This window comes from Bifidobacterium aquikefiri, from assembly GCF_002259795.1.
Classification (GTDB): domain Bacteria; phylum Actinomycetota; class Actinomycetes; order Actinomycetales; family Bifidobacteriaceae; genus Bombiscardovia; species Bombiscardovia aquikefiri.
The window spans coordinates 165,670-186,925 of the sequence record NZ_MWXA01000003.1 but is presented as its reverse complement, the minus strand read 5'-3'; the positions used below and the strand labels follow the sequence as shown (position 1 = coordinate 186,925).

General features: G+C 53.3%; 17 protein-coding genes and 1 tRNA gene. 4 read left to right on the top strand and 14 right to left on the bottom strand.

The features are described from left to right. Nucleotides 1–150 precede the first annotated feature (150 nt). Genes gatB through BAQU_RS02440 form a run of 6 tightly spaced genes read right to left on the bottom strand, consistent with a single transcriptional unit; the run spans nt 151 to nt 6,433 of the window. A complete protein-coding gene (gatB, locus tag BAQU_RS02465; protein WP_094692470.1) occupies nt 151–1,653 on the bottom strand; it encodes an Asp-tRNA(Asn)/Glu-tRNA(Gln) amidotransferase subunit GatB in 1,503 nt (500 codons plus the stop codon). Between the two features lie 21 nt (nt 1,654–1,674). Beyond that, nucleotides 1,675–3,231: an Asp-tRNA(Asn)/Glu-tRNA(Gln) amidotransferase subunit GatA gene (gene gatA, locus BAQU_RS02460; protein WP_094692469.1), complete on the bottom strand. Its 1,557-nt coding sequence runs from the start codon at nt 3,229–3,231 to the stop codon at nt 1,675–1,677. Between the two features lie 8 nt (nt 3,232–3,239). Continuing rightward, the gene (gene gatC / locus BAQU_RS02455; RefSeq protein ID WP_094692684.1) at nt 3,240–3,536 is read right to left on the bottom strand and encodes an Asp-tRNA(Asn)/Glu-tRNA(Gln) amidotransferase subunit GatC; all 297 of its coding nucleotides are present in this window, start codon (nt 3,534–3,536) and stop codon (nt 3,240–3,242) included. 46 nt (nt 3,537–3,582) lie between these two features. Continuing rightward, entirely contained in the window at nt 3,583–4,308 is a 726-nt protein-coding gene (locus BAQU_RS02450; protein WP_094692468.1) for a TrmH family RNA methyltransferase, read from the bottom strand. After that, nucleotides 4,305–5,000, bottom strand: a complete 696-nt coding sequence (locus BAQU_RS02445; RefSeq protein ID WP_244568403.1) for an orotate phosphoribosyltransferase — start codon at nt 4,998–5,000, stop codon at nt 4,305–4,307. Before BAQU_RS02445 ends, BAQU_RS02450 begins: the two co-directional genes overlap by 4 nt. A 14-nt stretch (nt 5,001–5,014) precedes the next feature. Beyond that, the gene (locus tag BAQU_RS02440; protein WP_094692682.1) at nt 5,015–6,433 is read right to left on the bottom strand and encodes a DNA recombination protein RmuC; all 1,419 of its coding nucleotides are present in this window, start codon (nt 6,431–6,433) and stop codon (nt 5,015–5,017) included. Between the two features lie 176 nt (nt 6,434–6,609). Here BAQU_RS02440 and BAQU_RS02435 point away from each other — a divergent pair, with 176 nt between their 5' ends. Next, entirely contained in the window at nt 6,610–8,550 is a 1,941-nt protein-coding gene (locus tag BAQU_RS02435) for an HAD-IC family P-type ATPase (RefSeq protein ID WP_094692467.1), read from the top strand. 55 nt (nt 8,551–8,605) lie between these two features. Here the strand turns inward: BAQU_RS02435 and clpB are convergent, their stop codons facing one another. Both clpB and BAQU_RS02425 read right to left on the bottom strand, forming a co-directional pair. Continuing rightward, nucleotides 8,606–11,341 (bottom strand): ATP-dependent chaperone ClpB, encoded by a 2,736-nt coding sequence (gene clpB, locus BAQU_RS02430; protein WP_094692466.1) that lies wholly within the window; start codon nt 11,339–11,341, stop codon nt 8,606–8,608. A 197-nt stretch (nt 11,342–11,538) separates the two neighbouring features. After that, complete coding sequence (locus BAQU_RS02425) at nt 11,539–12,354, bottom strand: fumarylacetoacetate hydrolase family protein (RefSeq protein ID WP_094692680.1); 816 nt, start codon at nt 12,352–12,354, stop codon at nt 11,539–11,541. Nucleotides 12,355–12,729: 375 nt separating this feature from the next. On the opposite strand from BAQU_RS02425, the gene BAQU_RS02420 reads away from it, so the two are divergent. Together BAQU_RS02420 and BAQU_RS02415 are read left to right on the top strand one after the other, a co-directional pair. Then, a complete protein-coding gene (locus tag BAQU_RS02420) occupies nt 12,730–14,490 on the top strand; it encodes an aryl-sulfate sulfotransferase (RefSeq protein WP_094692678.1) in 1,761 nt (586 codons plus the stop codon). Nucleotides 14,491–14,633: 143 nt separating this feature from the next. Continuing rightward, complete coding sequence (locus tag BAQU_RS02415; protein WP_094692465.1) at nt 14,634–15,188, top strand: type 1 glutamine amidotransferase domain-containing protein; 555 nt, start codon at nt 14,634–14,636, stop codon at nt 15,186–15,188. 59 nt (nt 15,189–15,247) lie between these two features. On the opposite strand, the gene BAQU_RS02410 is transcribed toward BAQU_RS02415, so the two are convergent. The 4 genes from BAQU_RS02410 to BAQU_RS02395 form a co-directional block, all read right to left on the bottom strand. Beyond that, entirely contained in the window at nt 15,248–15,595 is a 348-nt protein-coding gene (locus BAQU_RS02410; protein WP_211277091.1) for an acylphosphatase, read from the bottom strand. Between the two features lie 84 nt (nt 15,596–15,679). Then, the gene (locus tag BAQU_RS02405) at nt 15,680–16,501 is read right to left on the bottom strand and encodes a YggS family pyridoxal phosphate-dependent enzyme (RefSeq protein ID WP_094692464.1); all 822 of its coding nucleotides are present in this window, start codon (nt 16,499–16,501) and stop codon (nt 15,680–15,682) included. Nucleotides 16,502–16,606: 105 nt separating this feature from the next. Further along, nucleotides 16,607–17,761 carry a glutamate--tRNA ligase family protein gene (locus BAQU_RS02400; RefSeq protein ID WP_244568402.1) on the bottom strand — a complete coding sequence of 385 codons (1,155 nt, stop codon included), beginning with the start codon at nt 17,759–17,761 and terminating at the stop codon, nt 16,607–16,609. A gap of 28 nt (nt 17,762–17,789) precedes the next feature. Continuing rightward, entirely contained in the window at nt 17,790–18,521 is a 732-nt protein-coding gene (locus BAQU_RS02395; protein WP_094692463.1) for an MIP/aquaporin family protein, read from the bottom strand. Between the two features lie 180 nt (nt 18,522–18,701). Between BAQU_RS02395 and BAQU_RS02390 the strand changes: the two genes are divergently transcribed. Further along, nucleotides 18,702–18,775, top strand: a tRNA-Lys gene (locus BAQU_RS02390). Between the two features lie 314 nt (nt 18,776–19,089). Here BAQU_RS02390 and BAQU_RS02385 read toward each other — a convergent pair. After that, entirely contained in the window at nt 19,090–20,607 is a 1,518-nt protein-coding gene (locus BAQU_RS02385) for a formate--tetrahydrofolate ligase (RefSeq protein WP_094692462.1), read from the bottom strand. Nucleotides 20,608–20,816: 209 nt separating this feature from the next. Continuing rightward, nucleotides 20,817–21,011, bottom strand: coding sequence for a 50S ribosomal protein L28 (gene rpmB / locus BAQU_RS02380; RefSeq protein WP_094692672.1), 195 nt, complete (start codon nt 21,009–21,011; stop codon nt 20,817–20,819). Between the last annotated feature and the right edge of the window lie 245 nt (nt 21,012–21,256).

Sequence of the window (21,256 nt, the reverse complement as noted above, 5' to 3'; positions counted from 1 at the left end):
GGTATCTCCACCGTTGGTATTACCAACAGTGAATCATTGAAAAACAACCCCATATTCCGCTGATTGCCGAGACACTTCCCAGCAAAACCTTGGCATTCAGGTCATGCCCAGTCATTGCATGCGCAACCAGCGGAAATTCGGAGTGGAAAATCAACCCTGACGAACCTTCTGAATGACGATCTTGCTGATAGCCTTGGCATCTGCCTGACCATGCGTTGCGCGCATTACGGCACCAATGATTGCTCCCATGGGTTTCATGTTGCCGGAGCGCAACTTTTCAGCAACATCAGGGTTCTTGTCAAGAGCCTCAACGACGGCACTTTCCAAAGCACCATCATCGGAAACGACCTGATATCCATGCTTGGCAACGACCTCGGCAGGTGTTCCTTCACCGGCGAGTACACCCGCAACGGTCTGCTTGGCGAGCTTATCGTTGAGCTTGCCTGTGGTAACCATGTTCTGAACATCGGCAACGTTGTGCGGCGTGATCGAAAGCTCTTCAAGCGATACACCCTGCTCGTTGGCGATTCTGGACAGTTCGCCCATCCACCACTTGCGAGCACCGGCTGCATCGGTTCCAGCCTTGACGGTCTCTTCAATCAGATCGAGCGCTCCTGCGTTCACCGCATCACGCATCTCCAAATCAGAGAATTTCCACTCGGCCTTCAAGCGTGCCCTGCGTTCACGAGGCATTTCAGGCATGTGTGCCGCCAATTCCTCGATGTGGCTCTTGGTGACGTGAACCATGACCAGATCAGGATCCGGGAAGTAACGATAATCGTTGGCATCGGACTTCACACGGCCGCCGGCCGTAGTCTGCGTGGATTCGTCCCAGTGACGGGTTTCCTGAAGGATTTCACCACCCTTGTCGAGAATGGCGGCCTGACGGCGAATCTCGTATACCAGTGTCTTCTCGATGCCCTTGAATGAGTTCACATTCTTGGTTTCGGAACGCGTTCCCAATGGATCTTGCTGCGTCTTACGCAGTGAAATGTTCACATCGGCACGCATATTACCCTGCTCCATGCGAGCGTGGGAAATGTTCAGTGCGCGGACGATGTCACGAATCGTGCGAACGTAAGCACCTGCAATTTCGGCGGCCCGTGCGCCTGCGCCCTCGACTGGCTTGGTCACAATCTCAATCAGCGGTACGCCAGCACGGTTGTAGTCGCAGAGGGAGTGATCGGCACCTTCGATGCGACCATCGGCGCCGCCGACATGCGTGTTCTTGCCAGCATCGTCCTCAACGTGCGCGCGCTCGATCGGGACACGGAAGATCTCGCCGTCATCCAGCTCAACATCAAGGTATCCGTTGCCGTTCAGCGGTTTGTCATACTGGGAGATCTGATAATTACGCGGCATGTCTGGGTAGAAGTAGTTCTTGCGGGCGAACTGGCTCCACTCAGCAATGTCGCAGTGCAATGCAAGACCAAGCTTTACCGCATAGTCAATCGCGGTCTTATTGACAACCGGCAAGCTGCCAGGCAAGCCGAGCGATACCGGCGTCAATTGCGAGTTTGGTTCACCACCGAATTCAATGTGCGCCGGGCAGAACAGCTTCGTATTTGTACTGAGCTCAACGTGGACTTCCAAACCGAATACCGGATCGTACTTCTTGACGGCATCGGCAAATTTCATCAATGTATCAGCCATGATTCTTTTCCTTTACGATGCTTACTTTGCGAGGCTCTCAAGCCACGGTGTCTTCAGGGATTGCAGCATCGGGCCGCCACGAGCCTGATCGAGCGCTGCCTCGAGCGCTGCGGCAGGCTTATACATGAGATCGTCGCGCATCTGTGGTGCGAAGAACTGGAATCCGACTGGCAGGCCATCATCGCTCAGGCCGGCTGGAATCGACATGGCTGGCACACCTGCAAGATTCGCAGGAATCGTTGCCACATCCTCCAGGTACATGGTCAGAGGATCGTCCATCTTCTCGCCGAACTTGAATGCCGTGCTGGGGCTCGTTGGAGAGACCAGCACATCGCATTGCTTGAACGCGTTCTCGTAATCGCGAATGATCAGCGTCCTAACCTTCTGAGCCGAGCCGTACCACGCATCGTAGTAGCCTGCAGAAAGTGCATAGGTGCCGAGAATGATACGGCGCTTGACCTCGTCACCGAAGCCCGCCTCACGTGTGGCTGCCATCATATTGGCCGCAGTCTGGTCGGTGCCTGTAGGAGGCATCACACGCAGACCATAGCGCATGCCATCGTAACGGGCAAGATTGCTTGAGACCTCGGAAGGCATGATGATGTAATACGCGCCAAGGGCATAGGAGAGATGCGGGCATGAGACTTCCACGACCTCGGCACCCATGTTCTGCAATGCCTTCAACGCCTCGTCAAAGCGAGCCTGCACGCCGGGCTGGAAGCCTTCGCCGGAGATTTCCTTGATCAGACCAACTTTCACGCCCTTCAAATCCATCTTCTGACCTTCGCGGGCCGCTTTCACTATGGAAGGCAGTGGCTTTGGAATGGAGGTGGAGTCATGCTCGTCATAGCCGCCGATGAGCTCATGAAGCAGTGCGGCATCAAGAACAGTTCTTGACACTGGACCAATCTGATCGAGTGAGGAAGCCATGGCGATGGCACCAAAACGTGATACGCCACCATAGGTGGGCTTCACGCCGACCGTGCCGGTAAGTGCGCCGGGCTGCCGAATGGAACCGCCAGTGTCCGTTCCCAGAGCAACCGGCGCTTCGAATGATGCCACGGCTGAAGCCGAGCCACCACCGGAACCACCGGGGACGCGCTCAGTGTCCCAAGGGTTATGAGTTGTGGTGTATGCACTGTGCTCGGTTGAGGAACCCTGAGCGAATTCATCAAGGTTCGTCTTGCCCAGGATAGGCATTCCGGCTGCCTTGATCTTGGTGATGACGGTTGCGTCGTATGGTGGAACCCAGCCCTCAAGTATCTTCGAGGCAGCGGTCGTTTCAATGCCCTTCGTGACGATCATGTCCTTGATCGCAATGGGCACACCAGCCAATTCCGGCAGACCTTCGGTGTCTCCAGAGGCATGCTTCTTATCGAAGGCATCGGCCTGAGCCAACGCTTCATCCTTGGAGATATGCAGGAACGCCTGAATGCTTGGCTCGGCAGATTCGATGACCTTGAGCTCAGCCTCAACCAATTCTCGGCTGGAAACTTGCTTGTTTCTTATTTTGTCAGCCATTTCGGCTGCAGACAGTCTGACCAGATCATCCTGTCGGGAATTATCCTGTTGTGACATACCCAAACTCACTCCTCGCCCATGATTCGCGGTGCAACGAACATGCCATCCTCGGTCGCAGGCGCATCCGCCAAAGCCTGCTCCTGGGTCAACGGCGTCACGGCAACGTCTGGACGCATATACGCCTCAAGCGGTACCGGATTGGCCGTTGGTGGAATGTCGTCAGAGGCAACTTCCTGGACTTTTGCAATGGCATCGGCAATCACATTCAATTGGCCTTGCATTCGCGTGACTTCTTCATCAGTCAACGCGATGCGGGCAAGATCACCAAGATGCTCGATTTCTTCACGTGTGAATGTTGGCATAATCCACATCATATGTGTTCAGTGTGACACAGCTCTGACCCATGGTTTACAGGTTGAATACCGGTTTTGCACGCTGCGATATCCATGCATGCATGGCAACCGCGGCTGCTGCACCTGCATTTATTGAACGAACGGAACCGTATTGCGAGATGTATACAACATCATCGGCCAGTTCAAGAGCCTTGCGTGAAAGGCCTGGGCCTTCCGCGCCAAAAATCATGAGACAATGCTCCACAAAGCTGTAAGTCTCAATCGGGACTGACCCCGGAACATTGTCAATGGCGATGATTCGAGTATGGACATGCTGTCGTTCGTCTCTGGCGCGGATTTCATCTACCAGACTTTCGATGCTGGGGCTATGCTCAACGTGCTGATAGAGCTCGGTCATCAACGCACCCTTGCGATTCCATTTATGTGGACCGACAATGTGCACAGTTTGGGCACTGAATGCGTTTGCAGTTCTGACCATCGAACCAATATTGAAATCGTGGGTCCAGTTCTCTATAGCCACTTCAAAACCATGACGCCCCTTACGATCCAGATCGTCCCTGATCGCATCAACCGTCCAGTAGCGGTATTGGTCAAGAACGTTGCGATGATCGCCTTCGTCAAGCAGTTCAGTATCGAAGCGCGGATCGAATTGTGGTGAATTGGGATCATCCGGGCGAGGCTCATCCGCGTGAGTCTCATTCCATGGACCTACGCCAATGGGACGAAATGTTGGTTCTCCTGAGGCAAGGGCTGCCTTCGTCACTTCATTCGGCTCCCTCACGCTTCAGTATCCTCCATGCCGCGTTCAGATCTAACAGTGGTATCTGAATCGGCGGGAAGCTGCGATCGCAGTGTGTCTTCGTCGAAAACCATGACAAAGGGTATTGTCGCATGTTCCTGTGTCGCCGGATTCACGGCTTCGATCTCGAAGGACCGTGGACTCGGATCCGACTTGGGTGCATGCCCGAATTGCTGTTGAGATCCAATCAGGCTGGCAATGGCGACGACCGTCGCACCCTCCTTCGTAATGATGCCGAAGTCAAGTCCGAGTTCATTGCCATCGCGCAATGTGACCAGCGAAGACGTTTGAATATATGATTTCTCGCTCAGCCATGAATCGACCAGCAGTACCCGCTTGCCCGCAATGGAAGGACCTTTGATGCTGGGATACACAAAATCCATGACGAATGCATTCAATTCGCTGCCCTGTGCAGCCGCTGTATGGATTATTGCGTCGACAATTGGTACCGCGGCCGAGGTAAGCGCCCCAACCGCATCAAAATCTGAAAGATCGTAACCGCAACGTTGCAACGACTTGATGAACACCCTGCCAATAAGCACCGCACCACGGTGATCGAAGGTGACATCAGCAAGTTCACTGAAGGCCTTGCCCTGTATGGAACGGGCAAGCTTCTTGGCAAGGATTGCGCAAGAAGCGTCACTCAATTCTTCTGAACCATGTTTCGACTTCATGGCTACAGCCTATCTCATGACTTCGAAACTGTGTCGCCACTGTCATCGGTGTCTCCACCGTCGCCAGTGTCATCCGTGTCATCCGTGTCATCAGTGTCGACAAGTTCTGCTGCCGTGAGTTCTCTGATGTCAGCATTATTGGGTTCTATCGGGCTCACCTCTGCGATGACCTTTGAACTATCGAGTTTCTCGAGTTTGCGCGCGGTGACCAATACCCGAGATTCGAGCGTTGCTGCGAACTTGTTATATGCCTTCACTGAATTGGTGATCGACTTGCCCAGTGCGTTGGCATGGGAGCCCAATGTATAGAGACGGTCATAGAGACGACGGGTCAGCTCGAACAAGGTATTGGCATCATCACTCAGACTCTGCTGCTGCCATGCATACGCGACAGATTTCAGAACAGCCCAAAGCGTTACTGGTGATGTGAGCGCAACCTTGCGATTAAAGGCATCGTCCATCAATGCCGGATCGGATTCCAGCCCTGCTTGCAGCAGGGATTCATTGGGAATGAATGCGATCACAAAGTCAGGGGCGGTCTTGAACGCATTCCAGTACGCTTTGTCTCCCAACGCCCTGACATGCTCTCGCAGATCCTTCGCATGCGCCTTCAACAGTTCGGATCGACGATTGATTTCATCTTCGGAAGCCGTATCTGGAATCTCACACGCGCGTTGATAGTTCGAATATGGAGCCTTCGCATCAATGGGAATGCTTTTGCCGCCGGGAAGATGCACCACCATGTCAGGTCGATATACCTTGCCGTCGCCGTCTTCAACAACAACCTGAGTGTCAAAATCGACATGTTCAAGCAAACCCGCGGATTCGACAATATTCTTGAGCTGTGCCTCGCCCCATGCTCCTCGGACCTTATTGTTGCGCAATGCGGATGCCAACGAGCTCGTCTCGCGGCCGAGCCGTAGCTGCTGCTCGCCGAGTCCCTTCAATTGCTGATCGAGAGCACCCATCTCGTGCTTTCTGCCCTCTTCAATCTGCGCAACCTTGTGCTGCAGGGCATCGAGATTCTTCTGCACAGGTGCCAATGCACTGAGTACCTTGCTTTGCTCCTGCATGGTTTTTGCCTGCTCTTCGCGTTTCTTCTCAGCTTCAGCATCTGCTCGCTCGCGCTCATGTTGCAGTCGCATGCGTTCATCGGCCTGCGCCTGGCTCAATTGGTTCTTTACATACACCAGCTGTTCCTGCAAGGCAACCGCCTGTGTCTTGAACTGAATGACCCCAGCGTTTGCCTGCTCAAGACGGTCCTTGAGCATTGCAGATTCCGCTTGCAGTTGGTTCAAGCTTTCAGCACTGTTGTTCTCTGCATGTGCAGAACCTTGATTCCTGCCCAGCAGCCAGCCAATTGCCAAGCCAAGTATGGCGGTGATCACCGCGAGGCCAAGGAGCATGATAATAGATGAGGCAGTTTCGAACATATGTTCTATAGAATCAGCAAGTGTGGACGCTTCGTAATATCGGCGCATTTGAGCCTGAACTTTACGCCATTGACCGGCAATCAGTGAGAAGATGATGGGAGCATTGCTGCAATGCCCGTGCATTGCATCCATCGCTGGACGAAAAATGAGCTGCCATACCCACGCAGGGAGGGTGAATGGGATTCGACATATTCATGCTTGGAATCACCATAGTCGTTGCAGGAGCCTTGACCTGGCTCATGCTGTGGTTCTTCTTTCCGAAAGGTCAGATGGAGAGCGTCCCTATCGGTGAGCCACCCGACAAGGATTCCCCCAGCAGCATTACCATGACGCAACGCCTGCTCATCATTGCGGCGTTACTGACGATACCGGTCTTTCTGATCATCATGCTTCCCTTGCTCAGCGATATCCTGGTACCTCAATGGCTCCGCAGTCCTTGGATTCAGGCAATACTCATCACGCCAGTAATGTTTTATTGTGGCAGAACCATTCATCATGATGGCTGGCGCGGCATTGTCCATCGTGCACCGAACATCGATTCCATCGTCTCACTCGGCGCTTGGGCCGCATATCTCTACAGCCTTTTTGTATGCTTCGCACCGGATGTACTGCCCGTCGGATCACGGGATCCCTATTTTGAATCAGTCGGCATCATCATCACCCTGGTCTTGCTGGGCAAACTTCTGGAAGATAAGGTTCGCGCCGGTTCCGGCGAGGCGGTTTCGGCATTGCAACGGCTATATCCGCAAAATTCCCATAAGGTGTCCGCACAGGTTGCTTCCTCTCTGAAAACGGGCAATCATACGAACGACAATCTCAATCTCGATGCAATCCCCATCGAAGATGCCGAAACCTCGACGTTACGATCCGGCGACGTGGTGCTCGTCGGCGTTGGCGAGCGCATCCCTGCGGACGGACTGGTTGTCGGAGGCTCTGCAAGAATCGATGACTCCTCAATAACAGGCAACAGTCAATCCATCCATATCGAGTATGGCCGCAAAGTCTGCGCGACTTCACTCGTCGTTCAAGGTTCGATTCTTGTGCAGGTCACCGCCATCGCTACGAACAGCGTTCTCGGACACATCATTGCCTTGGTTTCCAAGGCTCGCAGCACTTCTGCACCATTGCAGACACTCGCACTCAGGCTCAGCAGAATCATCGTGACAGCAGTCATCATTCTGGCCATCTGGACCTTCGCGATCTGGATTGTCGTCGGGCCACAACCACGCCTTTCACATGCCTTGGTTACAGGAATCAGCGTGCTGATCGTCGCCTGCCCCTGCGCCCTCGCCCTGGCGACACCGCTTTCCGCTTTCGTAGCAATGAATCTGGGGGCAACCCAAGGCATTCTCATGTCTTCCGGCCTGTCATTGTCAAGAGCGCGCAGCATTACCAAGATTTTCTTCGAAGCTGACATGCTCTCCACCCACGACACGAGAAATCCCAAGGAAACCTCAGCAGCGCTGCACAAGGCGGGAATTTCGATTGGCATGTTTACACACGACACGAGCGCCGACACGATGCGTCAGGCATCCGAATTTGGCGTAGACGAAATCATTCCGCTAGCGGTGCCGAATGACGCAAACATGCAATCCGACATTCAGCACAAGCCCCAACCTTCATTGCATGAGCGCAATGTTGAAATGGCTCAATGGATACGCCACTTCGTCGATCAGAACTCGGGCAGTGGGTTGGTCGCCATGGTTGGCGACAGCGAGAAAGATACCCTGGCATTCGATGAAGCCGATGTTGCCTTCGCCCTCGGTACGGCATCCAATCAAGCCATGCAGTCGGCAGATATTACGATTCTTAGCGGCGACATGCAGGGAGTGTTACATGCCATATCGCTCTCTCGACAAACCATTGGCAATATGCGCGAGAATCTCGTTTGGGCATTGATCTACAACGTCGTTGGCATACCGTTTGCCATGGGTATTCTCTATCCCTTCACCGGATGGCTGCTTACACCTGCCATAGCAGGACTGGCGATGACATGTTCGCTCCTATGCGTCATCATCAATGCCCACCGTCTCTCAAAGACCGATATCAAGCACACATGGGAATATGTGGAGTCTGACATTGTCCATCGGACTCCACATATCGTGACCCAAATCTAGCGGTTCAGCGCACAGACATGCTTACACTCAGACCTGCGAGCGCTGCGATGGCAGATTACCTGTTCTCAGCTGGCGGATCCTCGCTGATTCCATCAACGTGCACATCATTGCCATTGCCTGATGATGTCGACGTATCGTCGCTGACCAGATTGTCAGTTGGCCATGCGGTGAGTTCAAGATGCTCACCACCCGTCTGATCAACCAGTACGGTATCGCCATCGTGAATCTTGCCGGCAAGCAGCATTCTTGCGAGCTGATCACCAACCTCGGTCTGTACCAGCCGACGCAATGGACGTGCACCATAGGCCGGGTCATAGCCGGCATCTGCGAGCCACTCACGAGCAGAATCCGTTACATCAAGCATGATTCTACGGTCGGTCAGACGCGCGGCAACCTGGTTGACCTGGATGTTGACGATACCTGCCAATTCCTCACGTGTGAGAGGATCAAACACCACCATCTCATCGAGTCGATTGAGGAATTCAGGCTTGAAGTGAGCGTGCACCGCATCCATAACGGCACGATGCTTCGCTTCCTTATCGAGCGAATCGTCAATCAGGAACTGTGATCCCAGATTTGAGGTCATGATCAGAATCGTGTTCTTGAAATCCACGGTTCTGCCTTGGCCATCGGTCAGTCGACCATCGTCAAGCACCTGCAGCAGGATGTCGAATACCTCGGAATTGGCCTTTTCAACCTCATCGAACAGCACGACCGAATATGGACGACGGCGAATCGCTTCAGTGAGCTGGCCGCCCTCTTCATAACCGACATAGCCCGGAGCCGCACCAATGAGCCGAGACACCGATGCCTTCTCCATGTATTCACTCATGTCGATGCGCACCATGGCCTTCTCGTCATCAAAGAGGAAGTCTGCGAGCGCTTTCGCCAGTTCAGTCTTGCCTACACCAGTAGGACCGAGGAACATGAATGAACCGGTTGGTCTGTCAGGGTCGGAGATTCCTGCACGAGAGCGACGAACCGCATCAGAGACTGCACTAATGGCGGTTTTCTGACCGATGACACGCCTGCCCAAGGTGTCTTCCATATGCAGGAGCTTCTCGTTCTCACCTTGCATCAGACGGCCTACAGGAATGCCGGTCCAATCCGCGACGATTTCTGCGACGGAATCGGCATCGACATGATCAGGAACCATTGGCTCTTCAGCAGGACCGCCTGCAATATCGGCACCTTCATCAGTATTTCCATCATGCTGCTCGTTAGATTCGTCCGCAGCGTTCTCGGCGGCTGCCAACTCCTTCTGAATCGCTGGAATTTCGCCATAGAGAATGCGCGAGGCCTCTTCAAGGTTGCCTTCACGTGTCGCCTTGTCAGCATCGACGCGCTTGGCATCCAATTGGGCACGCAAATCACCGATCTTGTTGTGGCCTGCCTTCTCGGCGTTCCACCGAGCCGTCAGCCCACCAAGCTTTTCCTTGGTATCAGCCAGATCAGACTGCAATTTCTCATAACGGTCCTTGGACGCAGGATCTTCGGCCTTTTTCAGCTGCATCTCCTCCATTTCGAGACGCGTTACCTTACGCTGCAATTCATCGATTTCCTCAGGCTGCGAATCGAGCTCCATGCGAAGATGGGCCGCTGCCTCGTCAACCAGGTCAATCGCCTTGTCTGGCAATTGGCGACCGGTAATGTATCGATTCGAGAGTGTCGCTGCTGCAACCAAGGCATCGTCACCGATAGTCACCTTGTGGTGCGCCTCGTACCGCTGCTTCAAGCCACGAAGGATGGCAACGGTATCCTCAACCGATGGCTCCCCGACAAACACCTGCTGGAATCTGCGTTCAAGTGCAGGATCCTTCTCAATGTTCTCGCGGTATTCGTCGAGTGTCGTCGCGCCGATCAGACGCAGCTCGCCGCGAGCGAGCATGGGCTTGAGCATGTTGCCGGCATCCATCGATCCTTCAGCAGCACCCGCGCCTACAATAGTATGAATCTCATCGATGAAGGTGATGACCTCTCCATTGGCGCTCTTGATCTCGTTGAGCACTGACTTCAATCGTTCCTCGAATTCGCCACGGTACTTGCTGCCCGCAACCATCGAACCCAGATCCAGAGAGATCAACTTCTTGCCCTGTAGACCAGTCGGTACGTCGCCCGCGACGATCCGCTGCGCGAGACCTTCGACGACGGCTGTCTTGCCGACACCAGGCTCTCCGATCAGCACCGGGTTGTTCTTGGTTCTACGACTGAGAATCTGAATGACGCGGCGAATCTCCTGATCACGGCCGATGACCGGATCGAGCTTGCCTTCCTTCGCCTGAGCTGTCAGATCGGATGAGTACTTCTCCAATGCCTTGTAATTGCCCTCGGCGTCTGGACTGGTGACCTTCGCTCCCCCACGCACGCTTGGAATCACCTTGCGCAGATTCTCCGGAGTGATGCCAGACTTGCGCAAGATATCCGCGGCCTGCGATGGTCCCACTGCAATGGCAATCAGCAAATGTTCCGTAGAGACATAATCGTCTCCCATGTGCTGCATCTCATGTTCAGCCTGGGTCAGGGCAACGGTAAGCTGACGGCTCGCCTGTGGCTGAGCAGTGCTTGAACCGCTTGCAGCCGGCAGCTCCACGAGCGCATTGCGCACCTGAGCACCAATCTGCTGGGAGTCACCGCCCGCCTCCTTGAGCAGAGCGCCGACGACTCCTCCTTGTTGACGCATCAACGAATCCAGCAGATGCAGAGTGTCGACCTGCGCATTGCCTGCAGCTGATGCGCTTTGAATCGCATCACCAATTGCCTGTTGTGCCAACGTGGTGAATTTCTGTTCCATATTTCCTCCAAAAGGCTGGTACCTGCCTGCAACATCCCGATTGCATGCTGATAGTTCGGTCCAACGCCAGCCATATGTCTTGACGATTGTGTTCTGCTATGAACAACCACTCGGAAAAAATAATATTCCCAAAACTTGAGTGATGTCGACTCAAGTTTTGGGAATATAAGAAGTTTGGTTCGCTGTTGCTTCTCGTTTCAGCCTTGAACCACCACATTACGCAGACTGCCAACACCTTCAATATGAACGACTGGCTCGTCTCCCGGCTTTAATTCCATGGATGCATTCGGAGTCCCCGTCATGATGACATCGCCAGGAAGCAGGGTGGAGAAACTTGAAATGAACGATATCTGAGCAGGAATCGAATGAACGAGCTGCGCAGTCGTGCCACTGGCTTCAGGAACATCCTTGCCATTGAGCGAGAATGAAATCCTGGTGTTGGCATAATCGACATCCGTCTCTATCCATGGCCCAAGCGGGCACGAGGTGTCGAAGCCCTTGGCTCTTGTCCACATCGGGTCGCCGCCCTGAAGATCGCGCAGGGTAACGTCGTTGACGCATGTATAGCCCAGCACATACGACATCGCCTCGGATTCAGACACATTCTTGGCAATGCGACCAATCACCACAGCAAGCTCAGGCTCGAAGTTCATGTTATGAGAGAAGCTCGGGTAAACAATCGGATCGTCAGGACCGATGACCGAGGTCGATGGCTTCGAAAAAATCACCATCTGTTCCGGTGGGACAGGAGTTGGGGCATGCCCGGCATCGGCCATGAACTTGGCGTGCGCTGCGTAGTTCTTTGCCAATCCAAACACCTTGGACGGGATTACCGGTGCGAGCAGACGGATGCCCTCTTCATCCAAGGCATGGCGCTCACCGGTCGGACTCACCTGTTTCGCCCCCAATGGATAGCCATCGAGGCAGATCAGGTAGTCTTTGTTTTCTTTGTCATCGTGCTGAACGAACGCATATTGCGGCTGGTCGTTCAATGAAAAACGTGCAATTCTCATGCGACCAGCATATCCCCACCACCGCACCGAGTGCAGCCTTCCCTGTCATCCCGAGCATGGCGGAGCGGAGTCGGGGAGATCTCTCGACTTCGCTCGAGATGACAGGAAAAACGTCAAGATCACAAGCAAGCCCCACCCCGTCACCCCGAGCGGAGCCTTCCCTGTCATCCCGAGCGGAACGTAGCCCACCCCGTCATCCCGAGCGAAGCGGAGCGGAGTCGAGGGATCTCCGTTCATGGCAAATATCAGGAATTCTTCGAGATAATTCCAGAAAGTTTCAAGTCTTCACAATACTATTGAGACATACGGCCGAAGCATGGAAAGCAGAGGGGATCTGCACCAAGGCAGATTATGAATATCGGAAAGGATCATGTTATGTCAGCGAAGACACCCGATGATAAGGATTCGCCATCCTCATCATCGAATGAGGCAACACACCCACGCCTGAAGAGATTCCAAGAGGATCTCAAAGGGCCCATCGGCAGGATTGTTACGGGAATCATTGTCGTAGCAATCATCACGGTAGTCTCATTTGCCTCCGCAACAAGCGTGACCACAAGCATCAATAAGGTTAAGCTTTCGCGTCTGACCGCAAAGATCGAAAAGATCTATACCACTTCATATCAGCAGAAAGCGCAGGCGGATCTGATTGCCCAGCGCGATAAGAGTGCCCACAATCAAGACAACATCTTTGTGAAATACAACCCCTACGGAACCAGCACCACAGGTGCATACATCTATTTCACCACCGATCAGCCCGCCAAGGTCAGCTATACGATTTCAGCCCCGGACACCGATTATCCTGATTTCAGCGCAACTCCCGACAAAGGCGACGAATTCACGACAACGCATGAGTTCCAGGCATTGGGCCTCATTCCAGAGGCAAATAACGTCATAACCATCACGCTCACCTTGAAGAATGGCGAACAGTTCACCAGAACCATCCAGCACAAGCAAGGCAAGCTCCAAAGCGATGTCGAGGTTCAGCTGTCCAGCACCAAGAAGAACTCCTCCCAGAATTTGGGCAACGGCCTGTACGCCATTCTTGGCAACGACAGTACAGAACAGGATTTCATGTATTACTACGACACCCATGGTGTGATCCGCGGTGAGATTCCCATCCTGTTCTATAGAAGCCACCGACTGCTCTTCCGTAACGATCTGATGTACTTCAGCGCTTCCACACATCTGATCGTTGGCATGAACAAACTCGGCAGGCTCGTCAAGTTCTATAACACCGGCACGAACTACATACTGCATCACGATTACGAATTCGACAAGCACGGAAACTTCATTGTGCTGGCAACCGATCTTAGGGAACAGAGCATCCAGGACAAAATCATCAAGATCAATGCCACCACTGGCAAGGTCAGCCTCTTGGTGGACATGGTCTCACTGTTCAAATCATATGAGGCAACAGCAAAGAACGCTTCACTCGGTACTTCAGAATCTTCGACATCCGATAGCAACAGCTCCGACTTCAATGCCGATTCCACACCTCATAAGAAGGATTGGATTCACCTCAACACCATCCAGGTCCTGGACGATGGAAGTGCGATTGTGAGTTCACGCGAGACCTCGACCATCATCAAGATCAATGCCATCGAGACCAAGCCAAGCATCTCATACATGATCGGTGAGCAAAACTTCTGGAAGGGCACGGACTACGCCAAATATCTGCTTACGCAGAAAGGCACGTTCCCCAATACCGGCGGACAACATTCAGTGACATACGTCAGCGATCCAAGCCTGCCGGACGGCGAATACTATCTCTACATGTTCGACAACAATTACGGATCGAGCAATACCCGTCCAGACTATGACTGGGCTGCGAATACGCCGGGCATCAACACCAGCATGACGAAGTACACCACATCTGACTATGACAAGTATCTGGTCAACGAAAAGACCGGCACCTATCAGCTGGTGAGCACGTTCAAGGTGCCGTTCTCTCCCTTGGTGAGCAGTGCGCAGGATCTGTCCAATGGCAATATTCTGATTGATTCGGGAATGCGTGGCATATTCGGCGTATACACTTCCAATGGCAAACTGATCAGCCAGTGGAAGATGAATCTGAGGCAGAATATCATCTATCGCGTATATCAGTACGATTTCCACGATTTCTATTTCGCGTGACCGGCATCCGAACCGAGTCGCCGAGTCACGCCCAGTGACGGACATGTTCGCTCTCAACACAGTTATGTCATGGTGGATGAAGTCTGCTCGGCAAGCTGGCAGTATTGAAGTGGATGACATTAAGAGATGGGAAAGGATTGAATATGAGTGCACTGCAACAGGCTAATGCCTTGATCATTGTCAACAACTGGGGCATCGAAGAAACTGAGCTCACACGCCCCCTGCGCGATTTACGCAAGGCGGGTGCTAACGTCACCTTGGCCGCACCGAGCTTCGATGAAGTCGAAACCGTAAAGCATGACCGCTACGAAGGCGAAAAGGTCAAACCAGACGCACTTCTGGAGGATGTCAAGGCCGAGGATTACGACATGCTGATCGTTCCTGGTGGCACCTGCAATGTCGATCGTCTGCGCATCACACCAAAGGCAATTTCACTGGCTCAGGAATTTGCGAAGGCCAAGAAGCCCATCGCCGCAATATGCCATGGACCGTGGCTTCTGGTGAACGCTGGACTGACATCAGGCAAGACGCTCACCAGCTGCCGCTACATCGCAGCCGATATTGAAAACTCCGGTGGCGTATATCGTGACCAGGAAGTCCTGATTGACGATTCGCAGGAATGGCGCTTGATCACGTCACGCAAGCCAGACGATTTGGATGCCTTCGTAGATGCCATTGAGAGCACGTTGGGTGACTGAGACTTTCCTTCATCGAGATTGGAAGTTCTTGCGCCGACTCGAATCACTGAGCGGTGAGCCTATCTGATGATAAATCTGCGCTCAGGAACAGGATTGATGTGCTCAATGTTCACGTTGTCGACTCTTGCCCATGCAGGTCCTTCGTGAAGCCATTGCGTCATACTGCTGATTGCTTCCTCATCGCCTTGAGCCTCGACCACAACAGAACCATCGTGTTCGTTATGGACCCAGCCGGTCACTTGGATTCGCTCTGCAACCCTCAATGCAGCATAGCGGAAACCAACACCCTGCACCATACCGATAACCTGAGCATGAATACGAATGGATTGAGGCTTCACATCCATGACGCCACCATGCTTTCGACCGTGACTGCGCAATCCTGACAACAAACGCTCTTCAACTTTCATATCGAATTCCCCTTTCCTGTCGTGTTCAATGGCTCACGGGAGCAATCAATTCTCGCGACGCAGCAAGGCCAGTCAAGACACGGATCAGATAAAGGCCCTCGGCCCGAAGATAGCAGTTCCAACACGAACGATTGTCGAACCTTCACGTATCGCGTATTCCATATCGTGCGTCATGCCCATCGAGAGTTCACTGCAACCAGCAGTCCCCTGCTCACCCGACTGCAATATGGCATCCCTTGCAGTACGCAAATGCGCAAAACCCTTCCGAATGATGGCTTCATCGTCAACGTGAGCGCCGATAGTCATCAATCCCTGCAACTCAAGTCCTGGCAGTGTAGCCATCTTGCAGGCAAGTTCGAATGCGTCATCAGGCTCGCATCCCGACTTCGCCTCTTCTCCGGATTCATTGACCTCGAGAAGTATTCCCATGGTCAGACCCCGCGCAGCTGCACGCCGACTGATGCGTTCTGCCAGTTGAAAATTATCAACCGACTCAATGGTTCCTACATGATCAATAACCTTATTGATCTTGTTCGCCTGCAACTGACCGATAAGATGAAAGCCCACGCATGTGTTCATAACCTTTGCCTCATCATGAGACTTTGGGTTGAGTGCAAGCCCATGTTGAGCGCACAACGTCTGCAAACCTGCAATCTTGGCAGTGACCTCCTGAGGTCGGTTCTCACCGATCAGACGCACCCCTGCATCAATTGCCGCCATGATCTCACCAACGGTGCGCGTTTTGGTGGCGGCAAGCAGCTTCACTTCTCCACTGGAACGCCCCGTCTGATGCTCGGTGACACGAATCTTGTCCATGACCGTCACAATATTGTCGTGAATCTGTGCCGCCCTCTGCGCCTCTACGTTCTGATTCGAAAGATCAATATGCCCCATATAGGAGACCATATGAACGCCCCTTTGTCAGCCTTGTCCTGCTCTGCTGGATATCCCTTGATATCCCTGAATATCAAGGCTATCGCGCTCACTCGAAATCGCCCATATGAGTGTGCGTCATCCTTGTGCGAACGAGAGTCCAATGGCTTGAAGCGACTGCGAATCCACACGAATATCCTCAGGGTGACGTTTGACTCGTTCAGTGGAAAACTTCGCAATCAGATTGCAAGCCTTGCACGGATATGGGCGGTCAATCAGACCAAGCCAATATGCACATAATCCAACCACAAGCTCAGACTTCGTATGCCGCGCTCTCAGCACGCCCAGATCCAGATCGGCATGACGCTTGGCCAATCGCCGACCTCTTGCATCAACGATCAGGGGAAGGTGAATATACTCGGCAGATACTGAATTCGAGATGGCAGCATCAACGGAATTCAGTTGCCGCACAATCCATTCTTGGATGGCAGTCGATGGCAGAAGATCTCTGCCCCTAACAATTTGATTCACCCCCATCGCCCTATCATCAACGCTTACGGCAAACTGATAGGCATACTCACCGTCGGAGCGACGAATGACCGTATCACCAATATCCTGAGCAAGATTGAAGTGCTGATGGCCATACATGTGGTCCAGAAAATTCACGTTCGCAGACGAATCATGGCAATCTTGCGGCACGGCGATTCTCAAGGCATACCTCTCGCCTGCAGCAATGCGTCGTCTGCGTTCAGCGGCCGAAAGTCTTCGGCAAGTTCCGGCATACACCCGAAAGCCATCGCCATCGTTGGGCGCCGAGGCCGCCTTGAGATCAGCTCGTGAACAGAAGCAGGGATAAATCAGCGGCTGTGGTTCGTCGCTCGATTGAGCATCGTCAGTCTCATCGCGAAGATATTGCGACCTCAATCGCTGCAAGGCTTCGTGATAGCAATCTATACGTTGCGACTGATAAACGACATCCCCATCCCAATCCAGACCAAGCCACGAAAGATCGTCCATGATCCACCGGTCCGCATCGGGTATGTCTCGTTCCGCATCGATATCTTCGATGCGGAGTCTGACACGGCCATGCGCCGCACGAGCAGCCAGCCAGGCAGCCAAGGCGGCATACACATTGCCTATGTGCATCCGTCCTGTTGGCGAGGGGGCAATCCGGCCGATGACCGGAATGGTTCGAAGTCCACGTGCAGCATCATTTCCAAGCTTGTGAAAGCCGTTGTTGGCATGTCTGGCGAAACCCTCGGCGAGCGAATCATCACACTCATTCCCCGGCAAGCTCTCAGTCAACGCTTCAGACAACCTCTCAGACAATGAAGTAATGGAATATCTCTGCACCCACTATAGCCCCGGCTATTGGTGCAACGACGGGAATCCATGCCTCTTTCCATCGAGATGATCCCTTGTTGGGGAAAGGAAGAATCTGATGGAGCAATCGCGGCATCAGATCACGAGCAGGATTCAACCCTGGCCCCGTCGGTCCGCCCATGGATGTGACCAGACCCCACACGATGAAGCCAACGACAATTGAGGCTGCAGCGGGATCCTTCGCTCCCCACGGAAGAATCAGACAGCTCAATGCTCCAACGACAAGAATCAATGTTCCGAAGAACTCATTGAGGAAGTAATTGGTGCGAGACTGCGCCGCATCTGTGGTCGAGAACGTTGCAAAGATTGAATCTGCCGACTCGGTCGCCTTGTAATATGGGTAATAGGTCGCCACGACGATGAGCTGGCCTGCCAATGCACCGAACAGCTGCGCAATGATGTACGGGAGCATATCCGATACGGGGAACATGCCGACCACAACCTGAGCAATCGTCATCGCTGGATTGATGTGCGCCCCAGAGACGCTTCCGAACATCAGTACGGGGAACATGACACCGAAACCATAACCCATGGCAATCGTTATCCATCCGGATTTGAAGCCCTTGGTGCCTTTCAGCTCCACGTTGGCAACGGCTCCGTTGCCGAAGACCATCAGTAATGCAGTTCCGATAAACTCCGCAATCAATTCAGTCATGAGGGAATAATGCACAATAACTCCTGTATTCAGGTGCAACGAAATAGAATGAATGGGGAGATACAGCCTCGAAACACAACGAAAATGTGGCTCTCCAGAAAGAGTGTACAACAAGATTTCACAACACAACGCCGTGCAGAGTTGCAATTACCCAAAAAGGGTGTACAGTTGTCACTCGGCTCAAGAAGTGCCAACGCCCCTATAGCTCAGTTGGCTAGAGCAGCTGACTCTTAATCAGCGTGTCCGGGGTTCGAGTCCCCGTGGGGGCACAAGCCAAAATTCTCACCACCGAAAGATGGTGAGAATTTTTTATAGGTCAATACCCCGGGTTATGGGTTAATAAGCAAAAAAGTGTGTCCCCCGTCATCTCGAGCGGAGCGTAGCGAGTCGAGAGATCTCAGCCTTGTGAGCATCGACAGTGGAGATCCCTCGACTCGCTCCGCTCGCTCGGGATGACGGGGTTATAGGCAAAAAAGGGCGGTTTCTAGTGGTGGTTGCAACGGTTGGTGGTTTGCCGGTCGTTTCCCGCCGATGTTGCGCAGATACTGTTCACGTGGATAGCAACAGCGATGTTTCCCGATGCTCAGACGATCTTTGGCATCGGAGTCGTCAACGAAGAGGTCAGATTGACCTGCACCAAGCCTGCACCGGCATGCACTTCGACCTTTTTCAGCGTCACCGAACGAGATTCCTCAGGTGCGCTGTCATTATCCGTCATGGTCGCCGGCGACTTCACGGCAACAACCGCGTAGTCATTCAGATCCTGGCCTAATGCCGCGCACAGTGCGCGCGCATCCTGCAACGATTCACTGAATCCATCGCGCATCACAACACGTTCGGCAGGAACGCCATAGGCACTATCAGCAATCCAGCGGACATGCTCAAGAATATCCATGCCCTTATGGCTGCCCGGTACAGAAGGAATACCTTCATTTTGCACGGCTGCAACGAATCCATCCAACTGATTGACAAGTGCATCGCCACCATCACGGAAGAGGTTGCCAACGATGGGTTCGCGGAATTTCAAATGAGATGCCTGTTGGCGCAGTTCGAGAACCTGATCGTCCTCTCCATCCCAGAGATTGATCATGGGGAAGGCAGGAATTCCAAGGCTCTCCAAACGGTGAACATGGAACGGATACCTCCAGCGCAGGGTTGGATCATCGCGCCATGTCGTTGCACGCGTAACGACGATTGCAGCAGAAGGCCACTGCGCGCCGTATTCACGAGCTGCAATGTCGAGCCACTTCTGTGCGCCGGCATCAGTGCCGTATCCTGCCTCAACAACAACCACATCATGTCTTGCACACGCCATTTCAACGGATACCAAGCTTGGGATGCCGATGGAGACGTTGGCAAATGGTCCACAATGCACATATACCGGAGAACCCTGCATCGTTTCCGTATATGCCGGCTTCACCGCCTCGGTGAGAATGTTGGTGATGCGCCACAAATCGATGAAATCGCCGAATCGTACCGGCTGGCCATCTTTCTCGCCAGCAACCATATTCGAAACGCGGTTGCTGATCTCGTCCATGCTTCGCGAAAGCACTACAATCTGGGTCAATTCACACGTTGGCGTGAGCACAACGCGCTCAGCGATGTTATTTTTCCCATCATCCACTCGAACGCGGCGCAGTGAACGCGATGGCGTTTCAGATACCCGCGGCACCGCAATCGTATCAAGTCTTTCATCGTCCACAGCCTTCTCCGCGAAGGCAACAAGCAGATTCTGAGCAGCCGCAATGGCCGCCATCTCACCGCACAGACCCCAATCCACAAGCTCTGGATGCGTCAGAGATGCCTTGCCGCCACCCGAAGCACCGCCCTTTGAGCCTGCGGCGGTGATGCCCATGCTCGGCTGTCTGAGCACAGCTGCCGCATCAATTCCACGTGCGCGAAGTGCATCGATAAGTGCAATGGTCGTAGTGGTTTTCCCCTCGCCACGCGAAGCCTTCAACGGTGTATCCGCAGTGACCAGCACGACTTTCCCATGCTTTCTCGGCTCGTCTGGATGACCCTCCAAGTAATCCAGATAGCCAAAGGCATCGATCTTCTTAAACGATCCGAACTGAGTCACATAATTCTCGTAAACTGACATGGAATCCTCTCTGTAGCGCGACTCAACCATCATATCCAAGGGCGGTTATATCAGGCACTCGCAATTGTGAACATTCTTGATGTTCGATTACAGCGTAGTATGAAAAACAAAAAGTGCGCGTCCCGACTGAAAACAAAGCTGTTATAGCAATGAGTTCAGGTGGAACGCGCACTTTGTGCTGTTCAGATCTACAAAGAAGCGAGTGGCATTCAGGCCGCTACGCGCTGTATCTTCCCGGCCTTGAGGCACTTGGTGCACACGCGGACGCGCAAGTTCTTGCCGTCAACGCTGGTACGAACTGCCTGCAGGTTCGGACGGAAGCTGCGCTTATTGCGGATATGTGAATGCGAAACGCTGAAACCTGTCTGCGGTCCCTTGCCGCATACTGCGCAACGAGCTGCCATGATAACTCCCTTTATGTCTGTGTACATATATTGCATGTTGTATATACATCCAATGTACAAGTGCTCACTATACGTGTGTTGCTCTAGCTCTCTGACATTCAAGCCTGTGAGGTGACCGGCAAGCTACACACCTGCCTTACACACAATTTCACGAGTGTACCGCAAATCGTGAGCAAGCGCAAATAAGCGTGAATGTGCAACCGTCGTCCTCGATATCAACTGAGATGACTGTGAAAGGTCTGCGG